Below are 25,140 nucleotides of genomic sequence, written 5' to 3' on the forward strand. Positions count from 1 at the left end.
CTTCTGTTGCCGTCGAGATTGAGGTGCACGTGTCAGCGAGGCTTCAGGCAGAGAGCCTGTACAAAGTGTTCGGCAGAAGACCGGACCGAGCGGTCGAGCGGCTCCGTGACGGGGCCGACCGGGAGGAACTGCGCGCCGAGGGCACGACCGCCGCCGTCATCGACGCGTCCTTCACCGTGGAACCCGGCCAGATCTTCGTCGTCATGGGTCTGTCGGGATCCGGCAAGTCCACCCTGCTGCGCATGCTGAACGGCCTGCTCGAGCCGACCTCCGGGCACGTCCGCTTCGACGGCCAGGACCTCACCACGCTCGGCGACCGCGAGCTGCGCAAGGTCCGCTCCCAGAAGATCAGCATGGTGTTCCAGCACTTCGCGCTCTTCCCGCACCGCAGCGTGCGCGAGAACGCCGCCTACGGTCTTGAAGTGCAGGGCGTGCCCCGCGCCGAGCGCGTACGCCGCGCCGACGAGGCGCTCGCCCTGTGCGGCCTGGCCGGCTGGGAGAAGTCCTGGCCCGACGAGCTGTCCGGCGGCATGCAGCAGCGCGTCGGACTCGCCCGCGCGCTCGCCACCGACGCCGACCTGCTGCTGATGGACGAGTCCTTCAGCGCCCTGGACCCGCTGATCCGCCGCGACATGCAGGACCAGCTCCTTGAGCTCCAGCAGAAGCTCAAGAAGACGATCGTCTTCATCACCCACGACCTCAACGAGGCCATGCGCCTGGGCGACCGCATCGCCGTCATGCGCGACGGCGAGATCGTCCAGATCGGCACCGCCCAGGACATCCTGCTGCGGCCGGAGAACGACTACGTCGCCTCCTTCACCCAGGACGTCGACCGCTCCCGCGTCCTGACCGCGGGCGAGATCATGGACCCCTCGGTCACCGCCGACGACCCCGGCTGCCACTGCCGGACCGCCACGGCCGACACCCCCTTCACCGAACTGTGCGCGATCAGCGCCGGGCTCTCCCACCCCGTCTCGGTCGTGGACCAGGACAACAAGCAGATCGGCGTCGTCCCCCGGCAGCGTCTGATCGGCTTCCTCGGCGACGAGCAGGACACCACCCCCGAGCCCTGCGACGCCCCGCGGGACAAGGGCGGAGAGAAGGTGACCGCCCGTGCCTAGGATCGAGCTCGGCAGCTGGGTCAACGACGGGGTCGACTGGCTCACCACCCACATGGCGTGGCTGTTCGACTTCTGCAAGACCGTCTTCCTCGGCCTCTACGACGGCATCAACGCCGTCCTCCAGGCCCCCGAACCACTGCTCCTCGCGGGCATCTTCGCCGTGATCGCCTTCTGGCTGCGCGGCACGCTCGCCGGTGTCCTCACGTTCGTCGGATTCGCGTTCATCGACTCCCTCGAACTGTGGGAGAACGCGATGATCACCCTGGCGCTCGTCCTCGTGGCGACCGTCATCGCGCTCGTGATCTCCATACCCGTCGGCATCTGGGCGGCCCGCTCGGACCGCGTCAGCGGACTGGTCCGGCCCGTCCTGGACTTCATGCAGACGCTGCCCGCGATGATCTACCTCATCCCGGCGATCCTGTTCTTCGGCACCGGCGCCCCCGCCGGCATCGTCGCCACGCTGATCTTCGCGCTCGCACCCGGCGTGCGCATGACCGAGCTGGGCATCCGGCAGGTCGACAAGGAACTGGTCGAGGCCGCCGACGCGTTCGGCACCACGCCCCGCAACACCCTGCTGCGCGTCCAGCTCCCGCTCGCCCTGCCCACCGTCATGGCCGGTGTCAACCAGGTCATCATGCTCGGCCTGTCGATGGCCGCGATCGCCGGCATGGTCGGCACCGGCGGCCTCGGCGGCGACGTCAACGAGGCCATCGGCCAGCTCAACGTGGGCCTCGGCTCCGAGGCCGGTGTGGCCATCGTGATCCTCGCGATCTACCTGGACCGCATGACCAGCGCCCTGGGCACCCAGGTCTCCCCGCTCGGCCGCCGCGCCGCCGCCAAGCTGCGCGCCACCCAGGGGCTGAAGATCTGGTCCTACCGGCCCCGCCCGGTCGTCGCCGTGATCGGTGTCGTCGTCCTCGCGCTCGCCGCGGGCGGCATGGGTGTCTTCGGCAAGAGCACCGACTCCACTGCCGTGGCGGGCGGCGAGAACGTCGGCCAGGGCAAGAAGATCAGCATCGGCTACATCCCCTGGGACGAGGGCGTCGCCTCCACCTTCCTGTGGAAGGAGGTCCTGGAACAGCGCGGCTACGAGGTCGAGGCCAAGCAGTTCGACGCGGGCCCGCTGTACACCTCCCTCTCCCAGGGCGACGTCGACTTCCAGACGGACTCCTGGCTGCCCACGACGCACGCCCAGTACTGGAAGAAGTACGGCAAGCAGCTCGACGACCTCGGCGCCTGGTACGACAAGACGTCCCTGGAGCTGTCCGTGCCCTCCTACATGAAGGGCATCGACTCCCTGGAGGACCTCAAGGGCAAGGCCTCGCAGTTCGGCGGCAAGATCACCGGCATCGAGTCCAGCGCCGGTGAGATGGCCCTGCTCAAGAGCAAGGTCCTCAAGGAGTACGGCCTGGACAAGGAGTACGAGGTCGTCGACAGCTCCACGCCCGCGATGCTGGCCGAGCTGAAGCGCTCCTACGCCCAGAAGAAGCCGATCGTCGTCACGCTCTGGTCGCCGCACTGGGCGTACAACGACTACGACCTCAAGAAGCTCAAGGACCCCAAGGGTGCCTGGGGCAAGGGCGACGGTGTGCACACCCTGTCCCGCAAGGGTTTCGCGGACGACGACCCGACGGTCGCCGAGTGGCTGAAGAACTTCAAGATGAACGAGAAGGAACTCACCAGCCTCGAAGCCGAGATCAACAAGGCGGGCAAGGGCAATCAGCAGGAGGCCGTGCGCGCCTGGCTGAAGCAGAACCCCGGCTTCGCCGACAAGATGGCCCCGGTCGAGAACGCCGGCGGCAGCACACCGGCAGAGGCCAGGCAGCCCCTGGACGTGGCGTGGTTCCCCTGGGACGAGGACATCGCCGTCACCTACCTGTGGAAGAACGTCCTGGAGCGGCGCGGCTACAGGATGAACCTGAAGCAGATGGACGTCGGCCCCGTCTACACCGGCCTGGCCTCGGGCGACATCGACCTCAACTTCGACGCCTGGCTGCCCTACGCGCAGAAGAACTACTGGGACAAGAACAAGGACCGGCTCAAGGACCTCGGCACCTGGTACGAACCGACCTCCCTGGAGCTCGCCGTCCCGTCCTACGTGAAGGGCGTCGACTCCCTGGAGGACCTCAAGGGCAAGTCCGGCACCTTCAAGGGGAAGATCATCGGCATCGAGCCGGGCACCGGCGAGATGGACCTGCTGAAGAACAAGGTGCTGCCCGGCTACGGCCTGGACGAGGAGTACGAGGTCGTCGACGGCTCCACCCCGGCCATGCTGGCCGAGCTGAAGCGCGCCTACGCCAAGAAGGAGCCGATCGCCGTCACGCTCTGGTCGCCGCACTGGGCGTACAGCGACTACGAGCTGACCAAGCTGAAGGACCCCAAGAAGGCCTTCGGCGAGGGCAACACGATCCGCACCATCTCCAACGAGAAGTTCCCCGAGGAGTACCCGCGGCTCACGAAGTGGATCAAGAACTTCAAGATGACCGAGGACGAGCTCGGCACCCTGGAGAGCGAGATCAAGAACCGCGGTCAGGGCCATGAGGAAGAGGCCGTCGCCGCGTGGCTGAAGGAGCACCCCGACATGGTGGAGCGCATGACGCCGCAGTGACGTCGTAGTGAGGGGTGCGGGGCGGGACGCGATACGACGCGTCCCGCCCCGCACTCGTGTCCACGAGCGGGATCCGGACACCACAGAGCGGCGCGAAGTGACAGGTCGCGCGTCGCCCTGTATGACGGCGATGTGACGGGCGCATGAAACGGTTTGCCGAACATGCGTAGGGTGCAGACAACTCAACAGAAGCAGTGCTCCGGGACACTGGTGCACGGGGACCGGAACGACGGGCGAAGGAGGGAGCCGGAGCGATGGGCGACCACAAAGAGCAGTCCCTTCGAGTGGGCGCGGCCGTGCGCCGCCGGCGCCGCGCGCTGGAGCTCACCCTCGCCGCCGTGGCCGAGCGCAGCGGCCTGTCGGTCCCGTTCCTGAGTCAGATCGAGAACGACCGGGCGCGCCCCAGCCGAAGCTCGCTGGAGAAGGTCGCCGACGCCCTGCGCACCACCGCCGTGGAACTCCTCGCCGCCGCCGACCCGGCGTGCAGCGTGGACGTCGTCCGCGCCGAGGACGTCGAACCGCTGCCCCGGCCCCGGACCCGGTCGCTGGTGCGCGGCCACCACCAGATGCACGCCTCCGAGTTCCTCGGCGACCATGACGCGGGCCGTGAATTCCAGTACCGCAACGACCAGTTGATGTACGTCGCCGACGGGGCCGTGGAGATCGAGGCCGAGGGCCGCGCCTACCGGCTCGGCCGCGGCGACACGCTGTACCTGACCGGTGGCGTACGGCACCGCTGGCGGGCCACGGAGTCGGACACCCGCGTGATCGTCGTCGCCGTGGCGGAGCACATCGAGGCCGTCCGGGACCGGCCACGCCGGTGAGGGTCGTCTCGCTCGTCCCCTCGCTGACCGAGGCGGTGGCACTCTCCGCGCCCGGCGCCCTGGTCGGCGCCACCGACTGGTGCACCCATCCGTCCGGCCTGGACGTCGTCCGCGTCGGCGGTACGAAGAACCCCAAGCCCGAGCGGATCGTCTCCCTCGCCCCGGACCTGGTGATCGCCAACGAGGAGGAGAACCGCGAGCCCGACCTCGCGGCCCTGCGCGAGGCGGGCGTCGAGGTCCTGGTGACGGAGATCCGCGATGTGCCGGGGGCCTTCCGGGAGCTGGCCCGGGTCCTGGACGCCTGCGGGGTGGCGGGGCGCCCGCGCTGGCTGGACGAGGCGGAGGACACCTGGTCGTCCCTGCCGGAGCCGGTGACCCGCCTGACGGCGGTCGTGCCGATCTGGCGCCGCCCCTGGATGGTCCTGGGCCGTGACACCTTCGCGGGCGACGTCCTGGCCCGCCTCGGCATCGACCACCTGTACGCGGCGCACTCCGACCGCTACCCCCGCATCCCGCTGGAGGAGTTGCGTGCCGCGGTGCCGGACGTGGTGATCCTCCCGGACGAGCCCTACCGCTTCGCCGCCGACGACGGACCCGAGGCCTTCCCCGGCCTGCCCTGCGCGCTCGTCAGCGGACGGCACCTCACCTGGTACGGGCCGTCACTGGCCGAGGCACCACGGGTGCTGGAGCGGGCCCTGCGAGCAGCTCGCCCCTGAGCAGCCCGCGTACCGTCCCGGCGGCTGCGGTGCCCCACGCGACGACCAGCACCGCGTACAGCACGACCGCCGGCCCTTCGTACGCCACGAGCCCGGTGTGCCGGCCCAGGGCCTCGGCGCCCGTGACACAGGTGCCGACCGGGAAGGTGAACGACCACCACGTCATCGCGAACCGCATCCCCTCCCGCCTGGCGCGCAGCACATGGACGGTGGCCAGGCAGAACCACAGCAGGGCGAACCCCATCACGGGCACGCCGTAGAGCACGGCGAGCACACCGAAGCCCTGGCTGTACGGCGCCGGTACGACTCCGGGGGCGGTGTCCGCGAAGGCGCCGACGGCGGTCGTCGACTGCCCGAGCGGCCCCAGCACCAGGAACAGCGTGGGCGTGAGGGCGAGCGGCAGCGGCCCGCCGGTGAGCAGCCGTGCGAAGACCAGCGGCAGCATGACGAGCGTGGCGAGCAGACTGAGCCCGAACAGCGCGAAGCAGCCCAGCAGCAGCGTCTCCCGGGGCTGACCGGCGGGCAGATGAGGAACCAGCAGCGGCCCGACGGCGGCCGACACCATGGGCGCGACCAGCGGCAGCAGCCAGACCGGGGTGGCCTGCCCCGGCTCCACCCGGTGCCGTACGGCCATCAGATACGGCACGGTGACGGCGGCGGCCAGCCCGAGAGCCGTACCGGCGGTGAACAGCACGGTGTCGAGCGCGACGGCCGCCCGCAGGCCGATCACGTCCCGGCCCACGGTGAGAGCACCGCCGCCCACGGCGAGCAGGGCCATCGCGAGACAGCCGTAGAAGGGGGCCGTCGCCGGGTCGAGGAGATGGGCGCGGGCCTGGTCCCGGTGGCGGGACCAGTGCACGGCCCGGGCCCCGAGCAGGGCCCCGAGCAGGACGAACGCGAGGACCCAGACACCGGCGAGCACGGGGCGCAGCCCGGGAAGGTGCGACGGCAGGGCGGCTCCGGCGGTGGCGACGACGGAGGTGCCCATCACGGTGGCGTACCAGTTGGGTCCGAGATGACGGACCGACAGTGGGTACGCGAGGGGCTGGGCTGCGGTGACCATGACCCAACGGTCGTGCCGCCGGGGCCGTACCACCAGGGAGTATGCCTCTATGGCGACATAAGCTGGGTTTATGAGCAGGACGGATGAGCAGGGTGACGCTCCGACCACCGGGACCGGGTCCCTGGCGCACCGGGTGCCGGATCTCGGGGCGCTGGAGCTGTTGTTGGCGGTGGCGCGGCTCGGCAGCCTCGGCGGAGCGGCCCGGGAACTCGGCATCACCCAGCCCGCGGCGAGCAGCCGCATCCGGTCGATGGAGCGGCAGCTCGGCGTGGCGCTGGTCGACCGCTCGCCGCGCGGCTCCCGGCTGACGGACGCCGGTGCGCTGGTGACGGACTGGGCGCGGCGGATCGTCGAGGCGGCGGAGGCGTTCGACGTGGGGGCGCAGGCGTTGCGCGACCGCCGTGACTCGCGGTTGCGGGTGGCGGCGAGCATGACGATCGCCGAGTATCTGCTGCCGGGCTGGCTGCTCGCGCTGCGCGCCCAGCGGCCCGACACGGCGGTGTCCCTGCACGCCGGCAACTCGACGGTGGTGGCGGAGCGGCTGCTGTCGGACGAGGCGGACCTGGGCTTCGTGGAGGGGCTGTCGGTCCCGACCGGGCTGGACTCGGTCGTCATCGCCCACGACCGGCTGATAGTGGTCACCGCCCCCGGGCATCCCTGGGCGCGCCGTCGACGGCCGCTGGCGGCGGGGGAGTTGGCGTCGACGCCGCTGATCCTCCGCGAGAAGGGCTCAGGGACGCGGCAGGTCCTCGACGCGGCGCTCGGGGGGCTGGCCCGGCCGCTGATCGAGCTGTCCTCGACGACGGCGGTCAAGGCGGCGGCGGTGAGCGGGGCGGGGCCGTCGGTGCTGAGCGAACTGGCGGTGGGGGAGGAGCTGGCGATGCGGCGGCTGGTGAGCGTGCCGGTGGAGGGGGTGGCGCTGGCGCGGGATCTGCGGGCGGTGTGGCCCACGGGGCATCGGCCGACTGGTCCGGCGCGGGACCTGCTGTCGCTGACGCGGGGATAGTTCTTCGCCCCCGCCGCCCCTACCCGTCCCATCCCCAGGGGCGCTGCCCCTTCGACCCCGCTTCGGCCTGAACGGCCTCGTCCTCAAACGCCGGACGGGCTGGGGGGCCGAGCCCGGCCTCTTGACCGACCGATTCGGGTGGTGGGTGGGCATAGGCCGGGGGTCCAGGGGGCGGAGCCCCCTGGTGCTGTGCGCGCACCGAGGTCAGCTCGCTTCCGCCGCCTCCACCAACGCCCGCATCACCCGCAGATCCTCACCCATCTCCGGGTGCCACTGCACCCCCAGCACCCACCCCGGGTGCGCCGGCAGCTCCAGTGCCTCGATCGTCCCGTCCGTCGCGTGGGCCGACGGGACCAGGCCCTCGCCCAGCCGGTCCACGGCCTGGTGGTGATACGTCGGTACGAACGTCTCCTCCGGTACGACACCGCCGTAGAGACTCCCCGGCACCGGCTTGACCGCATGCCCGCCGAAGACGCCCACGACCTCCGCATGCCCCTCGATGTGCTGGACGAGCGTGCCACCGAGGGCCACGTTCAGCAGTTGCATGCCCCGGCAGATGCCCAGCAACGGCACCCCCGCCGCCAGCGCCGCGTCGATCAGGGCTAGCTCCCACGCGTCCCGCTCCCGCGCCGGCGGCCCGGTCCGCGCCTCGCGCTCCGCGCCGTAGCGGACCGGCTCGACATCCGGCCCGCCCGCGATGACCACCCCGTCCAGCCGGGCCACGACATCGGCGGCGTGCAGCGGGTCGTCCGGCGGAAGCATCGCGGCCAGGCCGCCCGCCTGACGCACCAGCCGCGGGTAACCGGCCGGCAGCAGCGCCGCCTCCAGCTCCCACACGCCCCAGCGCGCACCCGACTCCAGATACGTGCTGACCCCGATCAACGGCCTGGACACAGAAACTCCCTCATCTCGACGCCCCGGTCCACCTCAGTCCCGTGACAACTCTGCCTCGGCCGCCGCCAGCGCCGCGAACTCCTCCTCCGGCGCCTTCGCCACCAGCCGCTTCCTGCTGTACAGGCCGAAGTACCCGACGGCGACGACGTACACCACGAGCGCGATGACGGCCGCCGTCACATCCACCAGGAACGTGGCCACCAGCGCCGCACAGGCCAGCACCAGGGCGATCGAGGAGGTCACCACCCCGCCCGGCGTGCGGTACGGCCGCGGCAGCTCCGGCTCGCGGCGGCGCAGCACGATGTGCGACAGGGACATCAGCGCGTAGGAGATGGTCGCGCCGAAGACGGCGATGTTCAGCATGCGGGCGCCGTTGCCCGACAGCGCCGCCAGCAGGAAGCCGATCGTGCCGGGCACCAGCAGGCCGAGGTACGGCGCCTTGCGGCGGCTGGTGAGGGACAGGAAGCGGGGCAGGTAACCCGCGCGGGACAGGGCGAACAGCTGGCGCGAGCCCGCGTAGATCAGGGAGAAGAACGAGGCCACCAGGCCGGCCAGGCCCGCGTAGTTCACGATCCGGCTCAGTGTCGTCGCCTCGCCGCCCGGCTGCAGCGCCTCGACCAGCGGGTTGCCCGCCTCCTGGACCGCCGCGGAACCGCGTGCGCCCGCCGCCGCGAAGAACGTGACCACGGCCAGCACCACCAGGATGCCCATGGACCAGCGGATCGCCTTCGGCAGCGTCCTGGCCGGATCCTTGGTCTCCTCGGCGGCCAGCGGCACCCCCTCGACACCCAGGAAGAACCACATGCCGAACGGGAACGCCGCCCAGATGCCGAGCAGACCGAACGGCAGCCAGGAGTTCGAGCCCGCCGCCGAGGCGTCGACCGGGATGTCGTCCAGCGACCCGAAGGAGAAGTCGGGCAGGGCCGCCAGCGCGAACACGATCAGGGCGGCGACCGCGATGCCGGTGACGACGAAGCTGAACCGCAGCGCCTCGCCCACGCCCCACAGATGGATGCCGAGGAAGATCGCGAAGCAGACCAGGTACATCGGCCAGCCGGACTCCAGGCCGAACAGGCCGAGCGACTCGACGTAGTCCCCGATGAAGATGACGATCGCGGCGGGCGCGAGGACGTACTCGATGAGGATCGCCGTACCCGTCAGGAAGCCGCCCCATGGGCCCAGCGCCCGCCGGGCGAAGCCGTAGCCGCCGCCCGCCGTCGGCAGGATCGAGGACAGCTCGGCGAGGGCGAAGACCATGCAGGCGTACATCGCGCCCATCAGCACCATGGCGATCGCGAGCCCGCCGAAGCCGCCCTCGGCCAGGCCGAAGTTCCAGCCCGAGTAGTCGCCGGAGACGACGTAGGCGACGCCGAGGCCGGTCAGCAGCACCCAGCCGGCGCTGCCCCGGCGGAGCGCTCTGCGCTCCAGATAGTCGTCGCCCTCCGGGGCGACGGGAGTGGTGGTGGGTTCCTGGGACATGGGCAGACTCCCTCAATGGAATGAGGCCATACCTTTGCGGTGCGGACCGAGGGAAGGCAAGACCCGTGCGTTAATCGCCCGTAAATCCTCACCGCGCCACCGCCTCGCTCAGCCGCCGCGCGGGAACGCGGCCCGGCTCAGCCGAGGAACCCGCGCAGCAGCGCCGCCGTCCCCCCGCAGTGTTCGCGCATGATCTCCCGCGCCTGATCCGCGTCGCCCTCGATCACGGCCTCCACCAGGGCGGTGTGCTGCCGCTGGGAGTGCTCCAGGTTGCGCACCAGGAGCGGGATGCAGTCGAGCAGGTCGTTGACGCTGGCGCGGACGCCCGCGTACTGGGCCGTGAGCGTGGGGGAGCCGGACAGCTCGGCGATCGTCAGGTGCAGCAGCGTGTCCAGGCGGCGGTAGTCGGCGAGCGGGGCGTCGTGCGTGCGCGCCAGGGCCTCCCGGAGCCGTTCCGCCTGCTTCTCGTCCAGCCCGTGCGCCGCGCACAGCCCGGCCGCGCCCACCTCCAGCACCTCCCGGAAGCGCAGTACGTCCTCTATGTCGACCTCGGCGATCCGCCGCCGCAGCTCGTCCTCGCCGCCCGCGTCCGTGCGCGGCAGCACGAACGTGCCGCCGTAGCGCCCGCGCCGGGACTCGACCAGACCCTGGTCCTGGAGCACCTTCAGCACCTCGCGCAGCGTCACCCGGCTGACCCCCAGCCGCTCCGCCAGCTCCCGCTCGGCCGGCAGCCGCTCGCCCCCCGCCACCAGGCCCAGCCGCAGGACCTGGAGGATCTGCTCCAGCGCCTCCTCGAAGCCGTTGCCCGCGCGCACCGGCCGCAGCACCGGCGTCAGCCCGTCCCGCATCTCGCCCCCAGGTTCCTCCGGCATGTGGCCGTACCCCCTTCCCAAGCAATGGTTCTCCGCAATACCTTATGGCTCCCGGCGGATCCAAGGCAGCGGATCCAAGGAGCCTAGGAGGCCTTCCCGTGGCAGACCGCACACCCCCGCTGAGCGTCGAGGAGCTGCACGCCCTCGTCGCGGGCGGTGAGATCGACACTGTCGTCCTGGCCTTCCCCGACATGCAAGGGCGGCTTCAGGGCAAGCGGTTCGCCGCCCGTTTCTTCCTCGACGAGGTGCTCCAGCACGGCACCGAGGGCTGCAACTACCTGCTCGCCGTCGACACCGAGATGAACACCGTCGAGGGCTACGCGATGTCCTCCTGGGACCGCGGCTACGGCGACTTCGCGATGCACCCGGACCTGAGCACCCTGCGCCGCGTCCCCTGGAACGAGGGCACGGCCATGCTCCACGCCGACCTCGCCTGGAGCGACGGCTCCCCGGTGGTCGCCGCGCCCCGCCAGATACTGCGCCGCCAGCTGGAGCGCCTGGCCGAGCTCGGCTACACCGCCCAGGTCGGCACCGAGCTGGAGTTCATCGTCTTCAAGGACAGCTACGAACAGGCCTGGGACGCCAACTACAGCGGCCTCACCCCGGCCAACCAGTACAACATCGACTACTCGGTCCTCGGCACCGGCCGCATCGAGCCCCTGCTGCGCCGGATCCGCAACGAGATGGCGGCGGCCGGCCTCACCGTCGAGTCCGCCAAGGGCGAGTGCAACCCCGGCCAGCACGAGATCGCCTTCCGCTACGACGAGGCCCTGGTCACCTGCGACCAGCACTCCGTCTACAAGACCGGAGCCAAGGAGATCGCCTCCCAGGAGGGCATGTCGATCACCTTCATGGCCAAGTACAACGAGCGCGAGGGCAACTCCTGCCACATCCACCTCTCGCTCGCGGACGCGGACGGCGGCAACGCCATGGCCGGGGACGGTGAGGGCGGCATGTCGGACGTCATGCGGCACTTCCTCGCCGGACAGCTCGCCGCCCTGCGCGACTTCTCCCTGCTCTACGCCCCCCACATCAACTCCTACAAGCGGTTCCAGCCCGGCTCCTTCGCCCCGACCGCCGTAGCCTGGGGGCACGACAACCGCACCTGCGCACTGCGGGTGGTCGGCCACGGCCGCTCCCTGCGCTTCGAGAACCGGCTGCCCGGCGGCGACGTCAACCCCTACCTCGCCGTCGCCGGACTGGTCGCGGCCGGACTGCACGGCATCGAACAGAAGCTGGAGCTGCCCGAACCCTGTCCCGGCAACGCCTACACCGCCGACTTCGCCCACGTCCCCACCACCCTGCGCGAGGCCGCCGAGCTCTGGGAGAACAGCCCCGTCGCGAAGGCCGCCTTCGGGGACGAGGTCGTCGCGCACTACCGCAACATGGCGCGGGTCGAGCTGGACGCCTTCGACGCCGCGGTGACCGACTGGGAGCTGCGCCGCTCCTTCGAACGTATGTGAGGCCCCCCTTGTCTTCCGAGCACCTTCTGGAAGTACTGAACCCCGCGACCGAGGAGGTCGTCGCGGCCATCGCGGCGGCCGGCCCGGCCGACGTCGACGCGGCGGTCACCCTGGCCGCCCGGGCCCAGACCGTCTGGGCCGCCCTCGCACCCGGCGACCGCGCCCGGCTGCTGCGCCGCTTCGCGGCCACCGTCGACGAGCACCTGGAGGAACTGGCCCGCCTGGAGGTCCGCGAGGCCGGCCACCTCATCGGCAACGCCCGCTGGGAGGCCGGCAACGTCCGTGACCTGCTGGACTACGCGGCCGGGGGAGTGGAGCGGCTCACCGGCCGGCAGATCCCGGTGCCCGGCGGCCTGAACGTCACGATCCTCGAACCGCTCGGCGTCGTCGGCGTGATCGCGCCCTGGAACTTCCCCATGCCGATCGCCGCCTGGGGCACCGCCCCCGCCCTCGCGGCCGGCAACGCGGTCATCCTCAAGCCCGCCGAGACCACCCCCCTCACCGCCCTGCGCCTCGCCGAACTCGCCCTGGAGGCCGGGCTCCCCGAGCACCTCTTCCAGGTCCTGCCGGGGCACGGCGCCGTCGCGGGCGAGGCCCTGGTCCGGCACCCCGGCATCGCCAAGGTCGTCTTCACCGGCTCCACCCGCACCGGGGCGCGCGTCGCCGCGATCGGCGCCGAGCAGGTCAAGCCGGTCACCCTCGAACTCGGCGGCAAGAGCCCCAACATCGTCTTCGCCGACGCCGACCTCAAGACCGCCGTCGACCCCTTCTCCTTCCTCGACAACTCCGGCCAGGACTGCTGCGCCCGCACCCGCATCCTGGTCCAGGAGCCGGTGTACGACGAGGTCCGCGAGATGCTCGCCGAGGCCCTGGCCGCCGTGGTGGTGGGCGACCCGGCCGACGAGAAGACCCAGATGGGCCCGCTGATCTCCCGGCAGCAGCTCGACCGCGTCCGGAGTTTCGTCCCCGACGACGCCCCGGCCCTGCGCGGCAGCGCCCCCCAGGGTCCCGGCTTCTGGTTCCCGCCGACCGTGCTCACCGGCGAGCGGCCCGACTCGGCGGCGGCCTGCGAGGAGATCTTCGGCCCGGTCGCCGTCCTGCTGCCGTTCACCGACGAGGCGGACGCCGTCCGCCTGGCCAACGACACCCCCTACGGCCTCTCCGGCTCCATCTGGACGAGGGACGTCGGCCGGGCCCTCCGCGTCTCCCAGGCGGTCCGCGCCGGAAACCTGTCCGTCAACTCCCACGCCAGCGTCCGCTACTGGACCCCGTTCGGCGGCTACAAGCAGTCGGGCGTCGGCCGTGAACTCGGCCCCGACGCCCTGGCCGCCTTCACCGAAACCAAGAACGTCTTCATCAGCACGGAAGGCCCCGCACAGTGACCCAGGCTCAGGAGAACATCTGCCGCCGACTGGTCGGCCGTACGGCCGTCATCACCGGAGCCGGCAGCGGCATCGGCCTCGCCGCCGCGCGCCGCCTCGCCTCCGAGGGCGCGCACGTCGTCTGCGGCGACGTCGACGAGGTACGCGGCAAGGCCGCCGCCGAGGAGACCGGCGGCACCTTCGTCAAGGTCGACGTCACCGACCCCGAGGAGGTCGAGGCGCTCTTCCGGACGGCCTACGACACGTACGGCAGTGTCGACATCGCCTTCAACAACGCCGGTATCTCCCCGCCCGACGACGACTCCATCCTGGAGACCGGCCTGGAGGCCTGGAAGCGCGTCCAGGAGGTCAACCTCACCTCGGTCTACCTGTGCTGCAAGGCCGCCATCCCCTACATGCGGCAGCAGAGCAAGGGCTCCATCATCAACACCGCGTCCTTCGTGGCGAGGATGGGCGCCGCCACGTCCCAGATCTCGTACACGGCCTCCAAGGGCGGCGTCCTCGCCATGTCCCGCGAACTGGGCGTGCAGTTCGCCCGCGAGGGCATCCGCGTGAACGCCCTGTGCCCCGGTCCGGTCAACACCCCGCTCCTCCAGGAGCTGTTCGCCAAGGACCCGGAGCGCGCCGCGCGCCGTCTGGTGCACGTCCCGGTCGGCCGCTTCGCCGAGGCCGAGGAGATCGCCGCCGCCGTCGCCTTCCTGGCCAGCGACGACTCCTCCTTCGTGAACGCCACCGACTTCCTGGTCGACGGCGGGATCGCGGGGGCGTACGTGACACCCCTCTAGGCCCCTGGCTCTAGAGTGCCGGGATGAGCATGACGCCGCCGCCCGGCTGGTATCCCGACCCGCACGGCCCCCATCTGGAACGCTGGTGGGACGGCACGGCCTGGACCGAGCACCGCCGCGCGCCGGGGGGCACCGCGGGCCCGGTGCCCCCGCCCCCGGGCGGCGGCACCGGGCGCGCGAAGACGGTCGCCCTCGTCACCGCCGGGGCGGTCCTGGTCGCGGCGATCGTCACCGGAGCCCTGGTCCTCGCCGGCGGCGACGACAGCGGCGCGGAGACGAGGACGGTTCCGACCGCCCCCGGCCCCACGGCGTCGGACCCCTCGGAGCCGACTCCGGAGACGTCTTCCTCCGAGCCCTCCGCCGACGACCCGGCCGTCGTCGAGGACCAGCTCAACGGCGTCACCTTCCCGCTGCTCGACGGCTGGGTCCGCCCGCAGCACGTCGCCGAGGACGACGTCGTCATGACGACGGACGGCACATACGACTGCCCCGGCGACGGCACCGTCTGCCGCCACGGCCTCGTCGTCTCCCGCACGGTCACCGCGAACGACGAGAAGTCCCCCGAGGCCCTCGCCAAGGCGGACATCTCCGAGGCGGCCGAGGAGGCCTACGACCGCGACCGGATCGGCCGCAAGCCGCACGGGGGCATGGAATCCCACGAGGTCGTGAAGTCCGGGCCGGTCGCGGTGGCGGGCCGCGCCGGGTACTTCGTGCGCTGGCGCGTCCACACCGCCAAGGGGCCGGGCGGCTACGTCCAGTCGCTCGTCTTCCCCTCCAGCGTCGGCACCGAGTCACCGGTCCTCGTCCGGTACGTCTTCGACGCGGGCGAGGACGGACCGCCGCTCGCCGACATGGACCGCGTCACCAAGGGCATCCGCCCGGTCGGCGACGCGGACACGGGCGGCGGCGTCGGCAGCAGCATCGGCCCCTCGGACTGACGCGGTTACAGGAAGGTGTGTCCCTCGCCGCGATAGGTCGGCACGGTCGCCGTCACCGCGTCGCCCTCGATCAGCCGCAGCTGGTCGAACCGCTCGCACAGCTCACCGGCCTTCGCGTGCCGGAACCAGACCTTGTCACCGATCAGCAGATCGTCGGCCGGAGAGCCGAGCAGCGGCGTCTGCACCTCACCGGCCCCCTCCTGAGGGTCGTAGCGCAGCCCCTCGGGCAGATACGGCACGGGCGACCGGTCCGCCCCGGCGGCACCGGACGCGGGATACCCGCCACCGAGCACGGTCACCACGCCCACCCCGGGCCGCCGTACGACCGGCTGGGCGAACAGGGCCGCCGGACGGCCGCTGAACGACGTGTAGTTGTCGAACAGCCGCGGCACGTACAGCCCCGAGCCGGCGGCGATCTCGGTCACCGAGTCCTCCGCCGCCGTGTGCTGCACCGAGCCGGTGCCGCCGCCGTTGACGAACTCAAGCCCCGGCACCACGGCCCGCACCGCGCGCACCACCTCCGCACGCCGCTCGGCGAGTTCACGCCTGGCGGCGGCCTGCATCAGCCGCACGGCACGCGAGCGCAGCGGGCGCCCCGCCACCGCGTCCCCGACACCGGCGACGTGTCCCTCGTACGCCATGATCCCCACGACCTCGAAGCCGGGCCGCCGGGCCACGGCCCGGGCCACGTCCGCGACCTGCGCGGGGGAGTGCAGCGGCGAACGCCGGGCCCCGACGCGCACGCGCCCACCGAGCAGCCGCAGGGACGTGTCCAACTCCAGGCACACCCGCACCACTTCACGCCCACCGCCCCGCGAGGCGTCGATCAGATCGAGCTGCGCGACATCGTCGACCATGACGGTGACGGCGGCGGCGAGCTTGGGATCACCGGCCAGCTCGGCGTACGCGGCACGGTCGGCCGACGGGTAGGCGAGCAGCACGTCCTCGAACCCCGAGCGGGCCAGCCACAGCGACTCGGCGAGCGTGAAGGACATGATCCCGGCGAAACCGTCCCGGGCCAGGACGCGTTCCAGCAGCGCCCGGCACCGCACGGACTTGCTGGCGACCCGTACGGGCTTGCCCCCGGCGCGGCGGACCAGATCGGCGGCGTTGGCGTCGAAGGCCTCCAGGTCCACGATCGCGAGAGGGGCGTCGAGATGGGCTGTGGCCCGGTCGTAACGGGCCCGGTCGGCGGCGCGCGCAGTCATGAACGCAGCCTGCCAGACTGGATTACCGCAGGGTAGGGGGACGTTCCGGGCAGATGCCCCGGGCTCGTGGACTGGTTCCCGTATCCGCAGGAACAAGCCGTAGAGTGACGCGCACGTACGGCGGAACGGGCCGGCCGGGGATCCGCGCCGGGATGACGCTCCGTCCGTACGGGTATGTGTGCCCGGGACGATTACGTGCCGGGCCTCGGGCAGGACGCCACCGGCCCGCGCAGAACGCAGCGGCCCGGGCACGAGGAAACGGGGGGTGCATGAGCACGGAAGCGCGGCGTGCCCCTTTCCCCCCACGCCCCACCAGCCCACCGCGTCCCCCACACCCCCCGGAGAACACGACACCCACGGACGACGCCGCGTCGCCCGCGGACCCGCTCGACTCTTCTGACCCCGGCCGGCCGACCAGGACGCGTGGTGTGTCGGACGGGCGTGGGTTCTTCGACGCCGGCGGCATGACGACAGAGACGCAGGGCCCCTCCTCGGCGCGCGAGGCCACCTCGACGGACTCTGCCACCGAGGACCGGGCCACGTCCCGTGGGCGTATCGGCGCGGGTGGCTCATCGTCAGGCGACGGCACCGGTCCGGGCTCCTCCGGTTCCGTTGGCGGTTCGAACGGGCGCCCCCGCTTCCCGAGCCTCGGTGCCACCGCGCCCGAGCGCACGGAGTCGACGACCCCGCCCCCGCCGCTCGCCTCCGCCCGCTTCCCGGACACGCCGCCCGGCGTCCGCCCCGAGACCCGGCCAGAGCCGAACAAGCCGTCCACCCGGCCCGGCGTCCGCCCCGAGTCGAACAGGCCGTCCACGCCCCCGCCGTTCGCCTCCGCCCGCTTCCCGGACACGCCGCCCGGCGCTCGCCCCGAGGCCCGGTCAGAGCCGAACAAGCCGTCCACCCGGCCTGGCGTCCGCCCCGAGTCGAACAGGCCGTCCACGCCCCCCGGCGCCCGCCCCGAGTCGAATGGGCCGTCCACCCCGCTCGGCGTCCGCCCTGAGTCGAACAAGTCGGCCACACCGCCTGCCACCCCTCCGCGCCCCGGTCACCTGCCGGGCGCCTCCGGACGGCCCGGGCCGCTCCCCGCGCCGCGCCGTGCCGGCGCTCCCGCCGAGGACGCGGCGGAGACGACCCGGCGCCTGCGGCCGATCCCCGCAGACCCGGCACCCGCCGAAACCGCCGGAACCGCCGGAACCGCCGGAACCGCCGGAACCTCCGGCCGTCCCGGTCCCGTACGCCCCGGCACCCCGCCGCGCCCCACCCGTGAGCCGCAGGCCGGTACGGGCCTGCTCGGCGGAGCCGATGCCGGTTCCGGTGCCATGCCCGCGATGAGCATGCCGCCCGCGCCCACCCAGCGCCCCCGCCCCGCGACCCCGGCCCCTCCGCCCCCGGAGTCCCCCCGCGTCTCGCCCGACCCGGCCTTCTCCTGGAGCGCGAGCGGCCCCCTGACCCCCGGCGGGACACTCACCGGCGCCCGGCCCGTCGTGTCGTTCGGGCAGCCCGAGGTGTACGACGACGACGCCCGGCCCCGCCTGCTCGGCCGACGCGGTGCGTCGCAGGCCGCCGCTGCCGCCGCCTGTCTCGTGCTCGGGCTGGGACTCATCTCGGGTGCCGTCACCGGCAGCTGGCTGATCGGGGACTCCGGCGAGGAGGGCTCGCGCAGCACCTTCTCCACGGCCGGGAGCCTCTGGCACAGCGTCCCCGTCGACCAGCTCTTCCCGCCCACCGTGCAGGGCAAGGGCGCCGGCCCCGGCGGCGCCGACCGCACCTGGACCCGTATCGCCGTCGCCCCCGACAGCGGCTGCGAGGACGCCTTCGACCCCCTGCTGCGCAAGGCCCTCGCCCCCGTCGGCTGCGAGCGGCTCCTGCGCGCCACCTACACCGACGCCACCCAGAGCTACGTGACCACCGTCGGCCTGCTCTTCACCACGGCCGACGCCCCGGGCATGACCTCCCTCGCGAACCGTTTCCGCAAGGAGCGCCTGGACCGCCGCAGCGACCTGATGCCCCTGCCGTACGCCGCGAAGAACACCCCCGCCGCCGACTTCGGCAGGGGACAGCGAGCCGCCTGGACCGTCTCCGTGCTCACCGAGGCCCCGGTCGTCGTCTACGCCGTCTCCGGCTGGGCCGACGGCCGCACCGTCGACGACCCGCAGCCCGCCGAGGACGCCATGGAGCCGAACGCCACCACCGCCCCGGCCCAGGCCGGCCTCGGCAACGAGGCGCAGGGCCTCGCCGACCGCGTCGAACGCGACCTCCGCAGAAACGTCCGCTCGGCCACGGAGCAGCCGTCGTGAAAGCCGTAAGCCGCCCGGCCGGACAAGCCTTCGCGCCACGGCGAGCCGTCGCGACCCGGCGGGCCGGAGCCCTCGGCGTCCTGCTCGCCGCGGGCCTCGTCCTCCTGCCCGCCCCCGCCGCCCACGCCGACAGCATCCGCGCCCAGCAGTGGGCCCTGGAGGCCATGCACACCCAGGAGGCCTGGCAGACCACCAAGGGCGACGGCATCACCGTCGCCGTCCTGGACACCGGTGTCGAGGCCGACCACCCCGACCTGGTCGGCAATGTCCTCACCGGCAAGGACCTGGTCGGCTTCGGAGCCGAGCCGGGCGAGCGCGCCTGGGCCCGGCACGGCACCGCCATGGCCGGCATCATCGCCGGCCACGGACACGGCCCGGGCAACGCCGACGGCGTCCTCGGCATCGCCCCCGAGGCAAAGATCCTCCCCGTCCGCGTGATCCTGGAGGACGGCGACCCCTCCCGCGCCAAGGCCCGCAGCACCCGCGGCAACGCCCTCGCCGAGGGCATCCGCTGGGCCGCCGACCACGGCGCCGACGTCATCAACCTCTCCCTCGGCGACGACTCCGCCTCCGCCCACCCCGAACCCACCGAGGACGCGGCCATCCAGTACGCCCTGAAGAAGGGGGTGGTCGTCGTCGCCTCCTCGGGCAACGGCGGCGAGAAGGGCGACCACATCTCCTACCCGGCCGCCTACCCGGGCGTCATCGCCGCCACCGCCGTCGACCGCTCCGGAACCCGCGCCACCTTCTCCACCCGCCGCTGGTACGCCACCGTCAGCGCCCCCGGCGTCGACGTCGTCATCGCCGACCCCGACCACAAGTACTACGAGGGCTGGGGCACCAGCGCCGCCGCCGCCTTCGTCTCCGGCGCCGCCGCCCTGGTCAAGGCCGCCCACCCGGACCTGACCCCGGCCCAGATCAAGTCGCTCCTCGAGGACACCGCCCGCAACGCCCCCGTCGGGGGCCGCGACGACTCCCGGGGCTTCGGCTTCATCGACCCGGCCGCCGCCATCAAGGCCGCCGACGGGCTGAAGCCGGAGGGCCTGCGCGCGGTGTCGCACAGCGAGAAGTACTTCGGCAGCGGCCCGGACGACGAGTCCTTGGGCGGCGACACCGCCGACTGGGCCGCCCCTCTCGCGGGCAGTGCCGGTGGCGTCCTGCTGGTGGCGGCCGTGGTCCTGTGGCGCGGCCGCCGTACGCACCGCGACGACTTCTAGCCGTCGAGGGACCCCAACCCCTGCCGAGGCGGCGGCACCCGGCCGATAGGGTCGACGACCGTGGCGAACAAGAACATCCCCGACTCCGGCTTCTCCGACGACGACGGCTCCGCCGACCCCCGGCTGAGCGCGGCCCTCACCGCCTGGTCGGAGGACCGCGGCGCGGTCGGCCCGGTCCTCGACGCCCTCAAGGGCGCCCGGCTGCTCGTCCCCGTCGTGGCCGTGCTCGGCGAGGTCGAGGAGGACGAGCGGGGACTGCGCCACGAGAAGACCAGCGACATGGCCGTACCGACGCTGAAGGCCGGAAGCCGCACCGCTTTGCCCGCCTTCACGTCCACGGAGTCCCTCGCCCGCTGGGACCCGGCGGCCCGCCCCGTCGCCGTGCCCCTGCACCAGGCGCTCCAGGCCGCCGCCCACGAGAAGGCGGACACGGTCGTGCTGGATCTGGCCGGGCCCGTGCCCTTCGAACTCACCGGCTCCGCGCTGCTCGCCCTCGCGGAGGGCCGCTCGACCACCGACCCGCTGGCCGACCCGGCCGTGATCACGGCCGTACGCGCGGCCGTGGCCGCCGAGCCCGCCGTCCTGCGCGCCCATCTCGGACCGGGCCGCGCCGACGGCACCCTCGCTCTGGTCCTCGCCCCGTCCGCGACCCCGGCCGAGGCCGCCCGGTCCGTCGCCGAGCGGCTCGCCGCCGACGAAACGCTGAGGGCCCGCCTGGTGCGCGGCCTCGACCTGGCACTTCTGCCGGCCGAGGCGACGCCCCCGGGCGAGCCCTTGTTCGAACGCTGACGGACCTGCCGCTCCCGGCCGGCCTCAGTGACCCGCCGTAGAAGCGACCGGCCGTGGAAGTGGCTAGCCGTAGACCGGGCCCGTGTACTTCTCGCCCGGCCCCTGGCCCGGCTCGTCCGGGCTCAGCGACGCCTCGCGGAACGCCAGCTGCAGCGACTTCAGGCCGTCGCGCAGCGGCGAGGCGTGGAAGGAGCTGATCTCGGTCGCGGAGGCGTCCAGCAGGCCGGCCAGCGCGTGCACCAGCTTGCGGGCCTCGTCCAGGTCCTTGTGCTTGTCGCCCTCCTCGGTCAGACCGAGCTTCACCGCGGCGGCGCTCATCAGGTTGACGGCGACCGTCACGATCACCTCGACCGCCGGGACCTCGGCGATGTCGCGGGCCATGGCGTCGAAGTCGGGGGATTCAGGAGGGGTCTCACTCATGCCCCACACGATAGGCGCAGGGCGGCCCCCTGCCGCACCAGGCCCCACGGCGCACCAATTAGCCGTTCCTGGCCATTGCTGGTAACCTCGTGTAACGACCGGTCGGACCCGTATGCCTCACGGCCCGCGAGCCCGACCCACAAGTGGAGGCTTTCGAACTCCCACCTGATCGCCCCCAGGGCGGCGGGTCACCGGTCAGACGATCCCGTCCCAGCGGCGGCGATCCGTCCGAAAGCGCGCCCCGCGGTCACCGCGGCGGTGCTCCGGTAGTTCGAGGAGCCCCGCCTGGGATCGTCCGGGGCATTTTTTCTGCTTCGGCGCGGTTAGGTCTATCGAATAGAGACGTTACGCGGCCGTCCGCCAGACCGTCGCGTGGTGCTACCGAGGAGGATCCATCAGCGCCGAGCCCCGCATCAACGACCGGATTCGCGTTCCCGAGGTGCGACTTGTCGGTCCCAGTGGCGAGCAGGTGGGCATCGTCCCCCTGGCCAAGGCACTGGAGCTTGCGCAGGAGTACGACCTGGACCTGGTCGAGGTCGCGGCGAATGCCCGTCCGCCCGTGTGCAAGCTCATGGACTACGGGAAGTTCAAGTACGAGTCGGCCATGAAGGCCCGTGAGGCGCGCAAGAACCAGGCGCACACGGTCATCAAGGAGATGAAGCTCCGGCCGAAGATCGACCCGCACGACTATGACACCAAGAAGGGTCACGTCGTCCGGTTCCTCAAGCAGGGCGACAAGGTCAAGATCACGATCATGTTCCGTGGTCGCGAGCAGTCCCGGCCTGAGCTGGGCTACCGACTGCTGCAGCGTCTCGCGGAGGACGTCCAGGACCTCGGTTTCGTCGAGTCGAACCCGAAGCAGGACGGCCGAAACATGATCATGGTCCTCGGTCCGCACAAGAAGAAGACCGAGGCGATGGCCGAGGCTCGCCAGGCGCAGGAGGCCCGCAAGGCGGAAGCGAAGGCCAACCCCGGCCGCTCGCAGAACGCCGCGGAAGCCGACGCGGACGTCGAGGCGCCGGCCGAGGAGCCCGCCGAGGCGTGACCCCTGGGGACGCGAGTCCCGAGGAAGCAATCGAAACAAGACGACGCTCCACCGTGCCCGGTTTCACGACCGGGCACCGGAGCGCCACCGACGAGGAGAGTACGGCGCTATGCCGAAGAACAAGTCGCACAGCGGGTCCAGCAAGCGCTTCAAGGTCACCGGCTCCGGCAAGGTGCTCCGTGAGCGTGCCGGCAAGCGCCACCTGCTCGAGCACAAGTCGTCCCGTGTGACGCGCCGCCTCACCGGCAACGCCGAGATGGCCCCGGGCGACGCCAAGAAGATCAAGAAGCTTCTCGGCAAGTGACGCATCGGCGCGCGAGCGCCGTACGTCAGGACCGGGACCCAATCGATTTCGGGCCGTGTGACGACCACCACGGCCCCGCTACAAGGAGTTAAAAAGTGGCACGCGTCAAGCGGGCAGTGAACGCCCACAAGAAGCGCCGGGCGATCCTCGAGCAGGCCTCCGGCTACCGCGGTCAGCGTTCGCGCCTGTACCGCAAGGCCAAGGAGCAGGTCACCCACTCGCTGGTCTACAACTACAACGACCGCAAGAAGCGCAAGGGCGACTTCCGTCAGCTGTGGATCCAGCGCATCAACGCCGCTGCCCGCGCCAACGGCATCACGTACAACCGCTTCATCCAGGGTCTGAAGGCCGCGAACGTCGAGGTCGACCGCAAGATCCTGGCCGAGCTGGCCGTCAACGACGCCGGTGCGTTCGCCGCGCTCGTCGAGGTCGCCCAGAAGGCGCTGCCGAGCGACGTCAACGCGCCCAAGGCTGCGTGACGCCGCGCCGGCCGCAAGCCGACGTGATTCAAGGACCCGCAGGCCGAACGGCCTGCGGGTCCTGCTGTGCAGCGAGCAGAAAGTGAACAGGATGTCCCCCGCCACGCCCGAGCTCATCTCCCCCCGCTCACCCCGCGTGCTGGCCGCGCGGCGGCTGGCCAAGCGGAACTTCCGGGGGAAGGAGCGGCTGTTCCTCGCCGAGGGGCCGCAGGCCGTGCGCGAGGCGGCCGGGCACCGGTCCGGGGACACGGCCACGCTCACGGAGCTCTTCGCGACGGTGGAGGCCGCCGAGCGGTACGCCGACATCGTGGGGGCGGTCCGGGACGCCGGCGCCCGCGTGCACCTCGCCTCCGAGCAGGTCATCGCCGACATCTCCACCACCGTCACCCCGCAGGGACTCGTCGGCGTCTGCCGGTTCCTGGACACGCCCTTCGAGGAGGTCCTCCAGGCGCGGCCCCGGCTCGTCGCCCTCCTCGCGAACGTCCGCGACCCCGGCAACGCCGGAACCGTACTGCGCTGCGCGGACGCCGCCGGCGCCGAGGCGGTCGTCCTGACCGACGCCTCCGTCGACGTGTACAACCCCAAGGCCGTCCGCGCCTCCGTCGGTTCCCTGTTCCATCTGCCCGTCGCCGTCGGCGTCCCCGTGGAGCAGGCCGTCGACAGGCTGCGGGCCGCCGGAGTCCGGGTCCTCGCCGCCGACGGGGCGGGCGACCGCGACCTCGACGAGGAGCTCGACAAGGGCACCATGGGCGAGCCGACCGCCTGGGTCTTCGGGAACGAGGCCTGGGGCCTCCCCGAGGAGACCCGCGCCCTCACCGACGCCGTCGTGCGGGTCCCGATCCACGGGAAGGCCGAGAGCCTGAACCTCGCCACCGCCGCGGCCGTATGTCTCTATGCGTCCGCGCGTGCACAGCGCGCCGCCGGAGGGTGCCGTTCCGTCACCGGGAACTAGTAGGGTGACCAGCTCAGGGACCCTCCCCCAAGCTGTCGGCTGCGCTCGAGCAGGGGGGACCCCCATGGAACCTGAGAGGTGGGGAACGGGGATGAGCGTCGGCACGAGCAGCGCACCGGGAGCCCAGGACGCCGGGAACCCGCCCGCCGCGTTCGGGCCGCCCGGTGATCTCGCCGGCCTCGGCATAGACCCCGACCAGCTCCCCGACGGACTCGTCGTCGCCGACGAGCAGGGCCGCGTCATCTGCTTCAACGCCGCCGCCCAGCGCATCACCGCCGTCACCGCCCGGGACGCCCTCGGGCAGCGGCTCGAGAAAGCCCTGCCGTTAGAGGACCTGGAAGGCCGCCGCTGGTGGCAGCTCACCGACCCCTACGGCGGCCTCGCCATCCGGGTCGGACAGCCCGAGCGCAACCTCCTGCTCCCCGGCGGGCGTGAGGTGCTGGTCTCCGCGCGCTACGTCCGCAGCCGCCCCACCGGGCCCGTCCGGCGTCTCATCGTCACCCTGCGCGACACCGAGGCCCGCCGCCGCACCGAGCGCAGCCACGCCGAGCTGATCGCCACCGTCGCCCACGAACTGCGCTCCCCGCTCACCTCGGTCAAGGGCTTCACCGCCACCCTGCTCGCCAAGTGGGAACGCTTCACCGACGACCAGAAGCGGCTGATGCTGGAGACCGTCGACGCCGACGCCGACCGGGTCACCCGGCTCATCGCCGAGCTGCTCGACATCTCGCGGATCGACTCCGGCCGGCTGGAGGTGCGCCGCCAGCCCGTCGACATCGGCGCGGCCGTCGGACGGCACATCCAGGCCTACGTCGCCGCCGGGCAGGCGGCCGACCGGTTCCTGCTGCGCCTCCAGCAGCCGCTGCCCGATCTGTGGGCCGACCCCGACAAGATCGACCAGGTGCTCAGCAACCTCCTGGAAAATGCCGTGCGGCACGGCGAGGGAACTGTCACGATCGACGTCACGGCCACGGCGTCCCTCCGCGAGGGAGAGTTCGCCGAGAACGCAGCCACGTCGGTCACGGTGAGCGACGAGGGGCCCGGCATCCCGGAGGAGTCCATGAACCGCGTCTTCACCCGCTTCTGGCGGGGCAGCAAGCGCGGTGGCACCGGCCTCGGGCTCTACATCGTCAAGGGCATCGTCGAGGCCCACGGCGGCACCATCACGGTCGGCCGCGCGCCCGGCGCCGGCGCCGAGTTCCGATTTACGTTGCCCGTGAGCGCTCCGGCCTATCTCGCCTGAGCCGCCCGCGGGCGCATTCGTATACCTCCACCCCG

23 protein-coding genes are annotated in these 25,140 nt (G+C 72.2%); 17 read left to right on the top strand and 6 right to left on the bottom strand.

Annotation, left to right across the window (positions count from 1 at the left end; translation table 11 throughout):
- Window positions 1-29 precede the first annotated feature (29 nt).
- The 4 genes from NNW99_RS31305 to NNW99_RS31320 all read left to right on the top strand — a co-directional run bounded on the left by NNW99_RS31305 (window position 30) and on the right by NNW99_RS31320 (window position 5,269).
- On the top strand, window positions 30-1,121 hold the full coding sequence (locus NNW99_RS31305) for a glycine betaine/L-proline ABC transporter ATP-binding protein (protein WP_215122517.1): 1,092 nt from the start codon (window positions 30-32) through the stop codon (window positions 1,119-1,121).
- The gene (locus NNW99_RS31310) at window positions 1,114-3,729 is read left to right on the top strand and encodes an ABC transporter permease/substrate binding protein (protein ID WP_215122518.1); all 2,616 of its coding nucleotides are present in this window, start codon (window positions 1,114-1,116) and stop codon (window positions 3,727-3,729) included. Before NNW99_RS31305 ends, NNW99_RS31310 begins: the two co-directional genes overlap by 8 nt.
- A gap of 254 nt (window positions 3,730-3,983) precedes the next feature.
- Complete coding sequence (locus NNW99_RS31315) at window positions 3,984-4,553, top strand: helix-turn-helix domain-containing protein (RefSeq protein WP_215122519.1); 570 nt, start codon at window positions 3,984-3,986, stop codon at window positions 4,551-4,553.
- Window positions 4,550-5,269, top strand: a complete 720-nt coding sequence (locus NNW99_RS31320; RefSeq protein ID WP_215122520.1) for a helical backbone metal receptor — start codon at window positions 4,550-4,552, stop codon at window positions 5,267-5,269. Before NNW99_RS31315 ends, NNW99_RS31320 begins: the two co-directional genes overlap by 4 nt.
- Here NNW99_RS31320 and NNW99_RS31325 read toward each other — a convergent pair.
- Entirely contained in the window at window positions 5,196-6,332 is a 1,137-nt protein-coding gene (locus NNW99_RS31325; protein ID WP_215122521.1) for a TDT family transporter, read from the bottom strand. The two genes, NNW99_RS31320 and NNW99_RS31325, sit on opposite strands and share 74 nt — an antisense overlap.
- A gap of 70 nt (window positions 6,333-6,402) precedes the next feature.
- On the opposite strand from NNW99_RS31325, the gene NNW99_RS31330 reads away from it, so the two are divergent.
- Window positions 6,403-7,338, top strand: coding sequence for a LysR family transcriptional regulator (locus NNW99_RS31330; protein WP_215122522.1), 936 nt, complete (start codon window positions 6,403-6,405; stop codon window positions 7,336-7,338).
- 204 nt (window positions 7,339-7,542) lie between these two features.
- Here NNW99_RS31330 and NNW99_RS31335 read toward each other — a convergent pair whose 3' ends face one another.
- The 3 genes from NNW99_RS31335 to NNW99_RS31345 form a co-directional block, all read right to left on the bottom strand.
- Window positions 7,543-8,232 (bottom strand): gamma-glutamyl-gamma-aminobutyrate hydrolase family protein, encoded by a 690-nt coding sequence (locus NNW99_RS31335; RefSeq protein WP_251057983.1) that lies wholly within the window; start codon window positions 8,230-8,232, stop codon window positions 7,543-7,545.
- A 33-nt stretch (window positions 8,233-8,265) separates the two neighbouring features.
- A complete protein-coding gene (gene eat, locus NNW99_RS31340; RefSeq protein WP_215122523.1) occupies window positions 8,266-9,711 on the bottom strand; it encodes an ethanolamine permease in 1,446 nt (481 codons plus the stop codon).
- A 137-nt stretch (window positions 9,712-9,848) separates the two neighbouring features.
- Window positions 9,849-10,583: a FadR/GntR family transcriptional regulator gene (locus NNW99_RS31345; RefSeq protein WP_215122524.1), complete on the bottom strand. Its 735-nt coding sequence runs from the start codon at window positions 10,581-10,583 to the stop codon at window positions 9,849-9,851.
- Between the two features lie 98 nt (window positions 10,584-10,681).
- On the opposite strand from NNW99_RS31345, the gene NNW99_RS31350 reads away from it, so the two are divergent.
- From NNW99_RS31350 to NNW99_RS31365, 4 genes are read left to right on the top strand one after another with little or no spacing between them, the layout of a single operon-like run.
- A complete protein-coding gene (locus NNW99_RS31350) occupies window positions 10,682-12,046 on the top strand; it encodes a glutamine synthetase family protein (RefSeq protein WP_215122525.1) in 1,365 nt (454 codons plus the stop codon).
- An 8-nt stretch (window positions 12,047-12,054) separates the two neighbouring features.
- Window positions 12,055-13,428, top strand: coding sequence for an aldehyde dehydrogenase (locus tag NNW99_RS31355; protein WP_215122526.1), 1,374 nt, complete (start codon window positions 12,055-12,057; stop codon window positions 13,426-13,428).
- Window positions 13,425-14,213 carry a 3-oxoacyl-ACP reductase gene (locus NNW99_RS31360; RefSeq protein ID WP_215122527.1) on the top strand — a complete coding sequence of 263 codons (789 nt, stop codon included), beginning with the start codon at window positions 13,425-13,427 and terminating at the stop codon, window positions 14,211-14,213. Before NNW99_RS31355 ends, NNW99_RS31360 begins: the two co-directional genes overlap by 4 nt.
- Window positions 14,214-14,242: 29 nt before the next feature.
- Window positions 14,243-15,151 carry a DUF2510 domain-containing protein gene (locus tag NNW99_RS31365; RefSeq protein WP_215124523.1) on the top strand — a complete coding sequence of 303 codons (909 nt, stop codon included), beginning with the start codon at window positions 14,243-14,245 and terminating at the stop codon, window positions 15,149-15,151.
- 5 nt (window positions 15,152-15,156) lie between these two features.
- Here the strand turns inward: NNW99_RS31365 and NNW99_RS31370 are convergent, their stop codons facing one another.
- Window positions 15,157-16,359 carry an amino acid deaminase/aldolase gene (locus NNW99_RS31370; protein WP_215122528.1) on the bottom strand — a complete coding sequence of 401 codons (1,203 nt, stop codon included), beginning with the start codon at window positions 16,357-16,359 and terminating at the stop codon, window positions 15,157-15,159.
- Window positions 16,360-16,823: 464 nt separating this feature from the next.
- Between NNW99_RS31370 and NNW99_RS31375 the strand changes: the two genes are divergently transcribed.
- Genes NNW99_RS31375 through NNW99_RS31385 form a run of 3 tightly spaced genes read left to right on the top strand, consistent with a single transcriptional unit; the run spans window position 16,824 to window position 20,662 of the window.
- Entirely contained in the window at window positions 16,824-18,656 is a 1,833-nt protein-coding gene (locus tag NNW99_RS31375) for a hypothetical protein (RefSeq protein WP_251057984.1), read from the top strand.
- Window positions 18,653-19,873, top strand: a complete 1,221-nt coding sequence (mycP, locus tag NNW99_RS31380; protein WP_370869171.1) for a type VII secretion-associated serine protease mycosin — start codon at window positions 18,653-18,655, stop codon at window positions 19,871-19,873. Before NNW99_RS31375 ends, mycP begins: the two co-directional genes overlap by 4 nt.
- Before the next feature lie 60 nt (window positions 19,874-19,933).
- Window positions 19,934-20,662 carry an SseB family protein gene (locus NNW99_RS31385; protein ID WP_215122529.1) on the top strand — a complete coding sequence of 243 codons (729 nt, stop codon included), beginning with the start codon at window positions 19,934-19,936 and terminating at the stop codon, window positions 20,660-20,662.
- Window positions 20,663-20,725: 63 nt separating this feature from the next.
- On the opposite strand, the gene NNW99_RS31390 is transcribed toward NNW99_RS31385, so the two are convergent.
- The gene (locus NNW99_RS31390; protein ID WP_215122530.1) at window positions 20,726-21,082 is read right to left on the bottom strand and encodes a DUF1844 domain-containing protein; all 357 of its coding nucleotides are present in this window, start codon (window positions 21,080-21,082) and stop codon (window positions 20,726-20,728) included.
- Between the two features lie 394 nt (window positions 21,083-21,476).
- Here NNW99_RS31390 and infC point away from each other — a divergent pair, with 394 nt between their 5' ends.
- The 5 genes from infC to NNW99_RS31415 all read left to right on the top strand — a co-directional run bounded on the left by infC (window position 21,477) and on the right by NNW99_RS31415 (window position 25,105).
- On the top strand, window positions 21,477-22,127 hold the full coding sequence (infC, locus tag NNW99_RS31395) for a translation initiation factor IF-3 (RefSeq protein ID WP_215124526.1): 651 nt from the start codon (window positions 21,477-21,479) through the stop codon (window positions 22,125-22,127).
- A gap of 109 nt (window positions 22,128-22,236) precedes the next feature.
- Window positions 22,237-22,431 carry a 50S ribosomal protein L35 gene (gene rpmI / locus NNW99_RS31400; RefSeq protein WP_003989075.1) on the top strand — a complete coding sequence of 65 codons (195 nt, stop codon included), beginning with the start codon at window positions 22,237-22,239 and terminating at the stop codon, window positions 22,429-22,431.
- Window positions 22,432-22,526: 95 nt separating this feature from the next.
- Window positions 22,527-22,910 carry a 50S ribosomal protein L20 gene (gene rplT, locus NNW99_RS31405; RefSeq protein ID WP_004002577.1) on the top strand — a complete coding sequence of 128 codons (384 nt, stop codon included), beginning with the start codon at window positions 22,527-22,529 and terminating at the stop codon, window positions 22,908-22,910.
- A gap of 91 nt (window positions 22,911-23,001) precedes the next feature.
- Window positions 23,002-23,862, top strand: a complete 861-nt coding sequence (locus tag NNW99_RS31410; protein WP_215122531.1) for an RNA methyltransferase — start codon at window positions 23,002-23,004, stop codon at window positions 23,860-23,862.
- Window positions 23,863-23,953: 91 nt separating this feature from the next.
- Entirely contained in the window at window positions 23,954-25,105 is a 1,152-nt protein-coding gene (locus NNW99_RS31415) for an ATP-binding protein (protein WP_215122532.1), read from the top strand.
- Window positions 25,106-25,140 lie beyond the last annotated feature (35 nt).

The organism is Streptomyces sp. CRCS-T-1, assembly GCF_024442335.1.
GTDB classification, from domain to species: domain Bacteria; phylum Actinomycetota; class Actinomycetes; order Streptomycetales; family Streptomycetaceae; genus Streptomyces; species Streptomyces koelreuteriae.

Excerpts from the sequence above, each read along its gene's own strand:
- NNW99_RS31325 (WP_215122521.1), bottom strand. The coding sequence starts at position 6,332 with ATGGTCACCGCAGCCCAGCCCCTCGCGTACCCACTGTCGGTCCGTCAT.
- eat (WP_215122523.1), bottom strand. The coding sequence starts at position 9,711 with ATGTCCCAGGAACCCACCACCACTCCCGTCGCCCCGGAGGGCGACGAC.
- NNW99_RS31345 (WP_215122524.1), bottom strand. The coding sequence starts at position 10,583 with ATGCCGGAGGAACCTGGGGGCGAGATGCGGGACGGGCTGACGCCGGTG.
- NNW99_RS31410 (WP_215122531.1), top strand. The coding sequence starts at position 23,002 with ATGTCCCCCGCCACGCCCGAGCTCATCTCCCCCCGCTCACCCCGCGTG.
- NNW99_RS31415 (WP_215122532.1), top strand. The coding sequence starts at position 23,954 with ATGAGCGTCGGCACGAGCAGCGCACCGGGAGCCCAGGACGCCGGGAAC.
- NNW99_RS31315 (WP_215122519.1), top strand. The coding sequence starts at position 3,984 with ATGGGCGACCACAAAGAGCAGTCCCTTCGAGTGGGCGCGGCCGTGCGC.
- rpmI (WP_003989075.1), top strand. The coding sequence starts at position 22,237 with ATGCCGAAGAACAAGTCGCACAGCGGGTCCAGCAAGCGCTTCAAGGTC.
- NNW99_RS31370 (WP_215122528.1), bottom strand. The coding sequence starts at position 16,359 with ATGACTGCGCGCGCCGCCGACCGGGCCCGTTACGACCGGGCCACAGCC.
- NNW99_RS31390 (WP_215122530.1), bottom strand. The coding sequence starts at position 21,082 with ATGAGTGAGACCCCTCCTGAATCCCCCGACTTCGACGCCATGGCCCGC.
- NNW99_RS31375 (WP_251057984.1), top strand. The coding sequence starts at position 16,824 with ATGACGACAGAGACGCAGGGCCCCTCCTCGGCGCGCGAGGCCACCTCG.
- NNW99_RS31365 (WP_215124523.1), top strand. The coding sequence starts at position 14,243 with ATGACGCCGCCGCCCGGCTGGTATCCCGACCCGCACGGCCCCCATCTG.
- NNW99_RS31330 (WP_215122522.1), top strand. The coding sequence starts at position 6,403 with ATGAGCAGGACGGATGAGCAGGGTGACGCTCCGACCACCGGGACCGGG.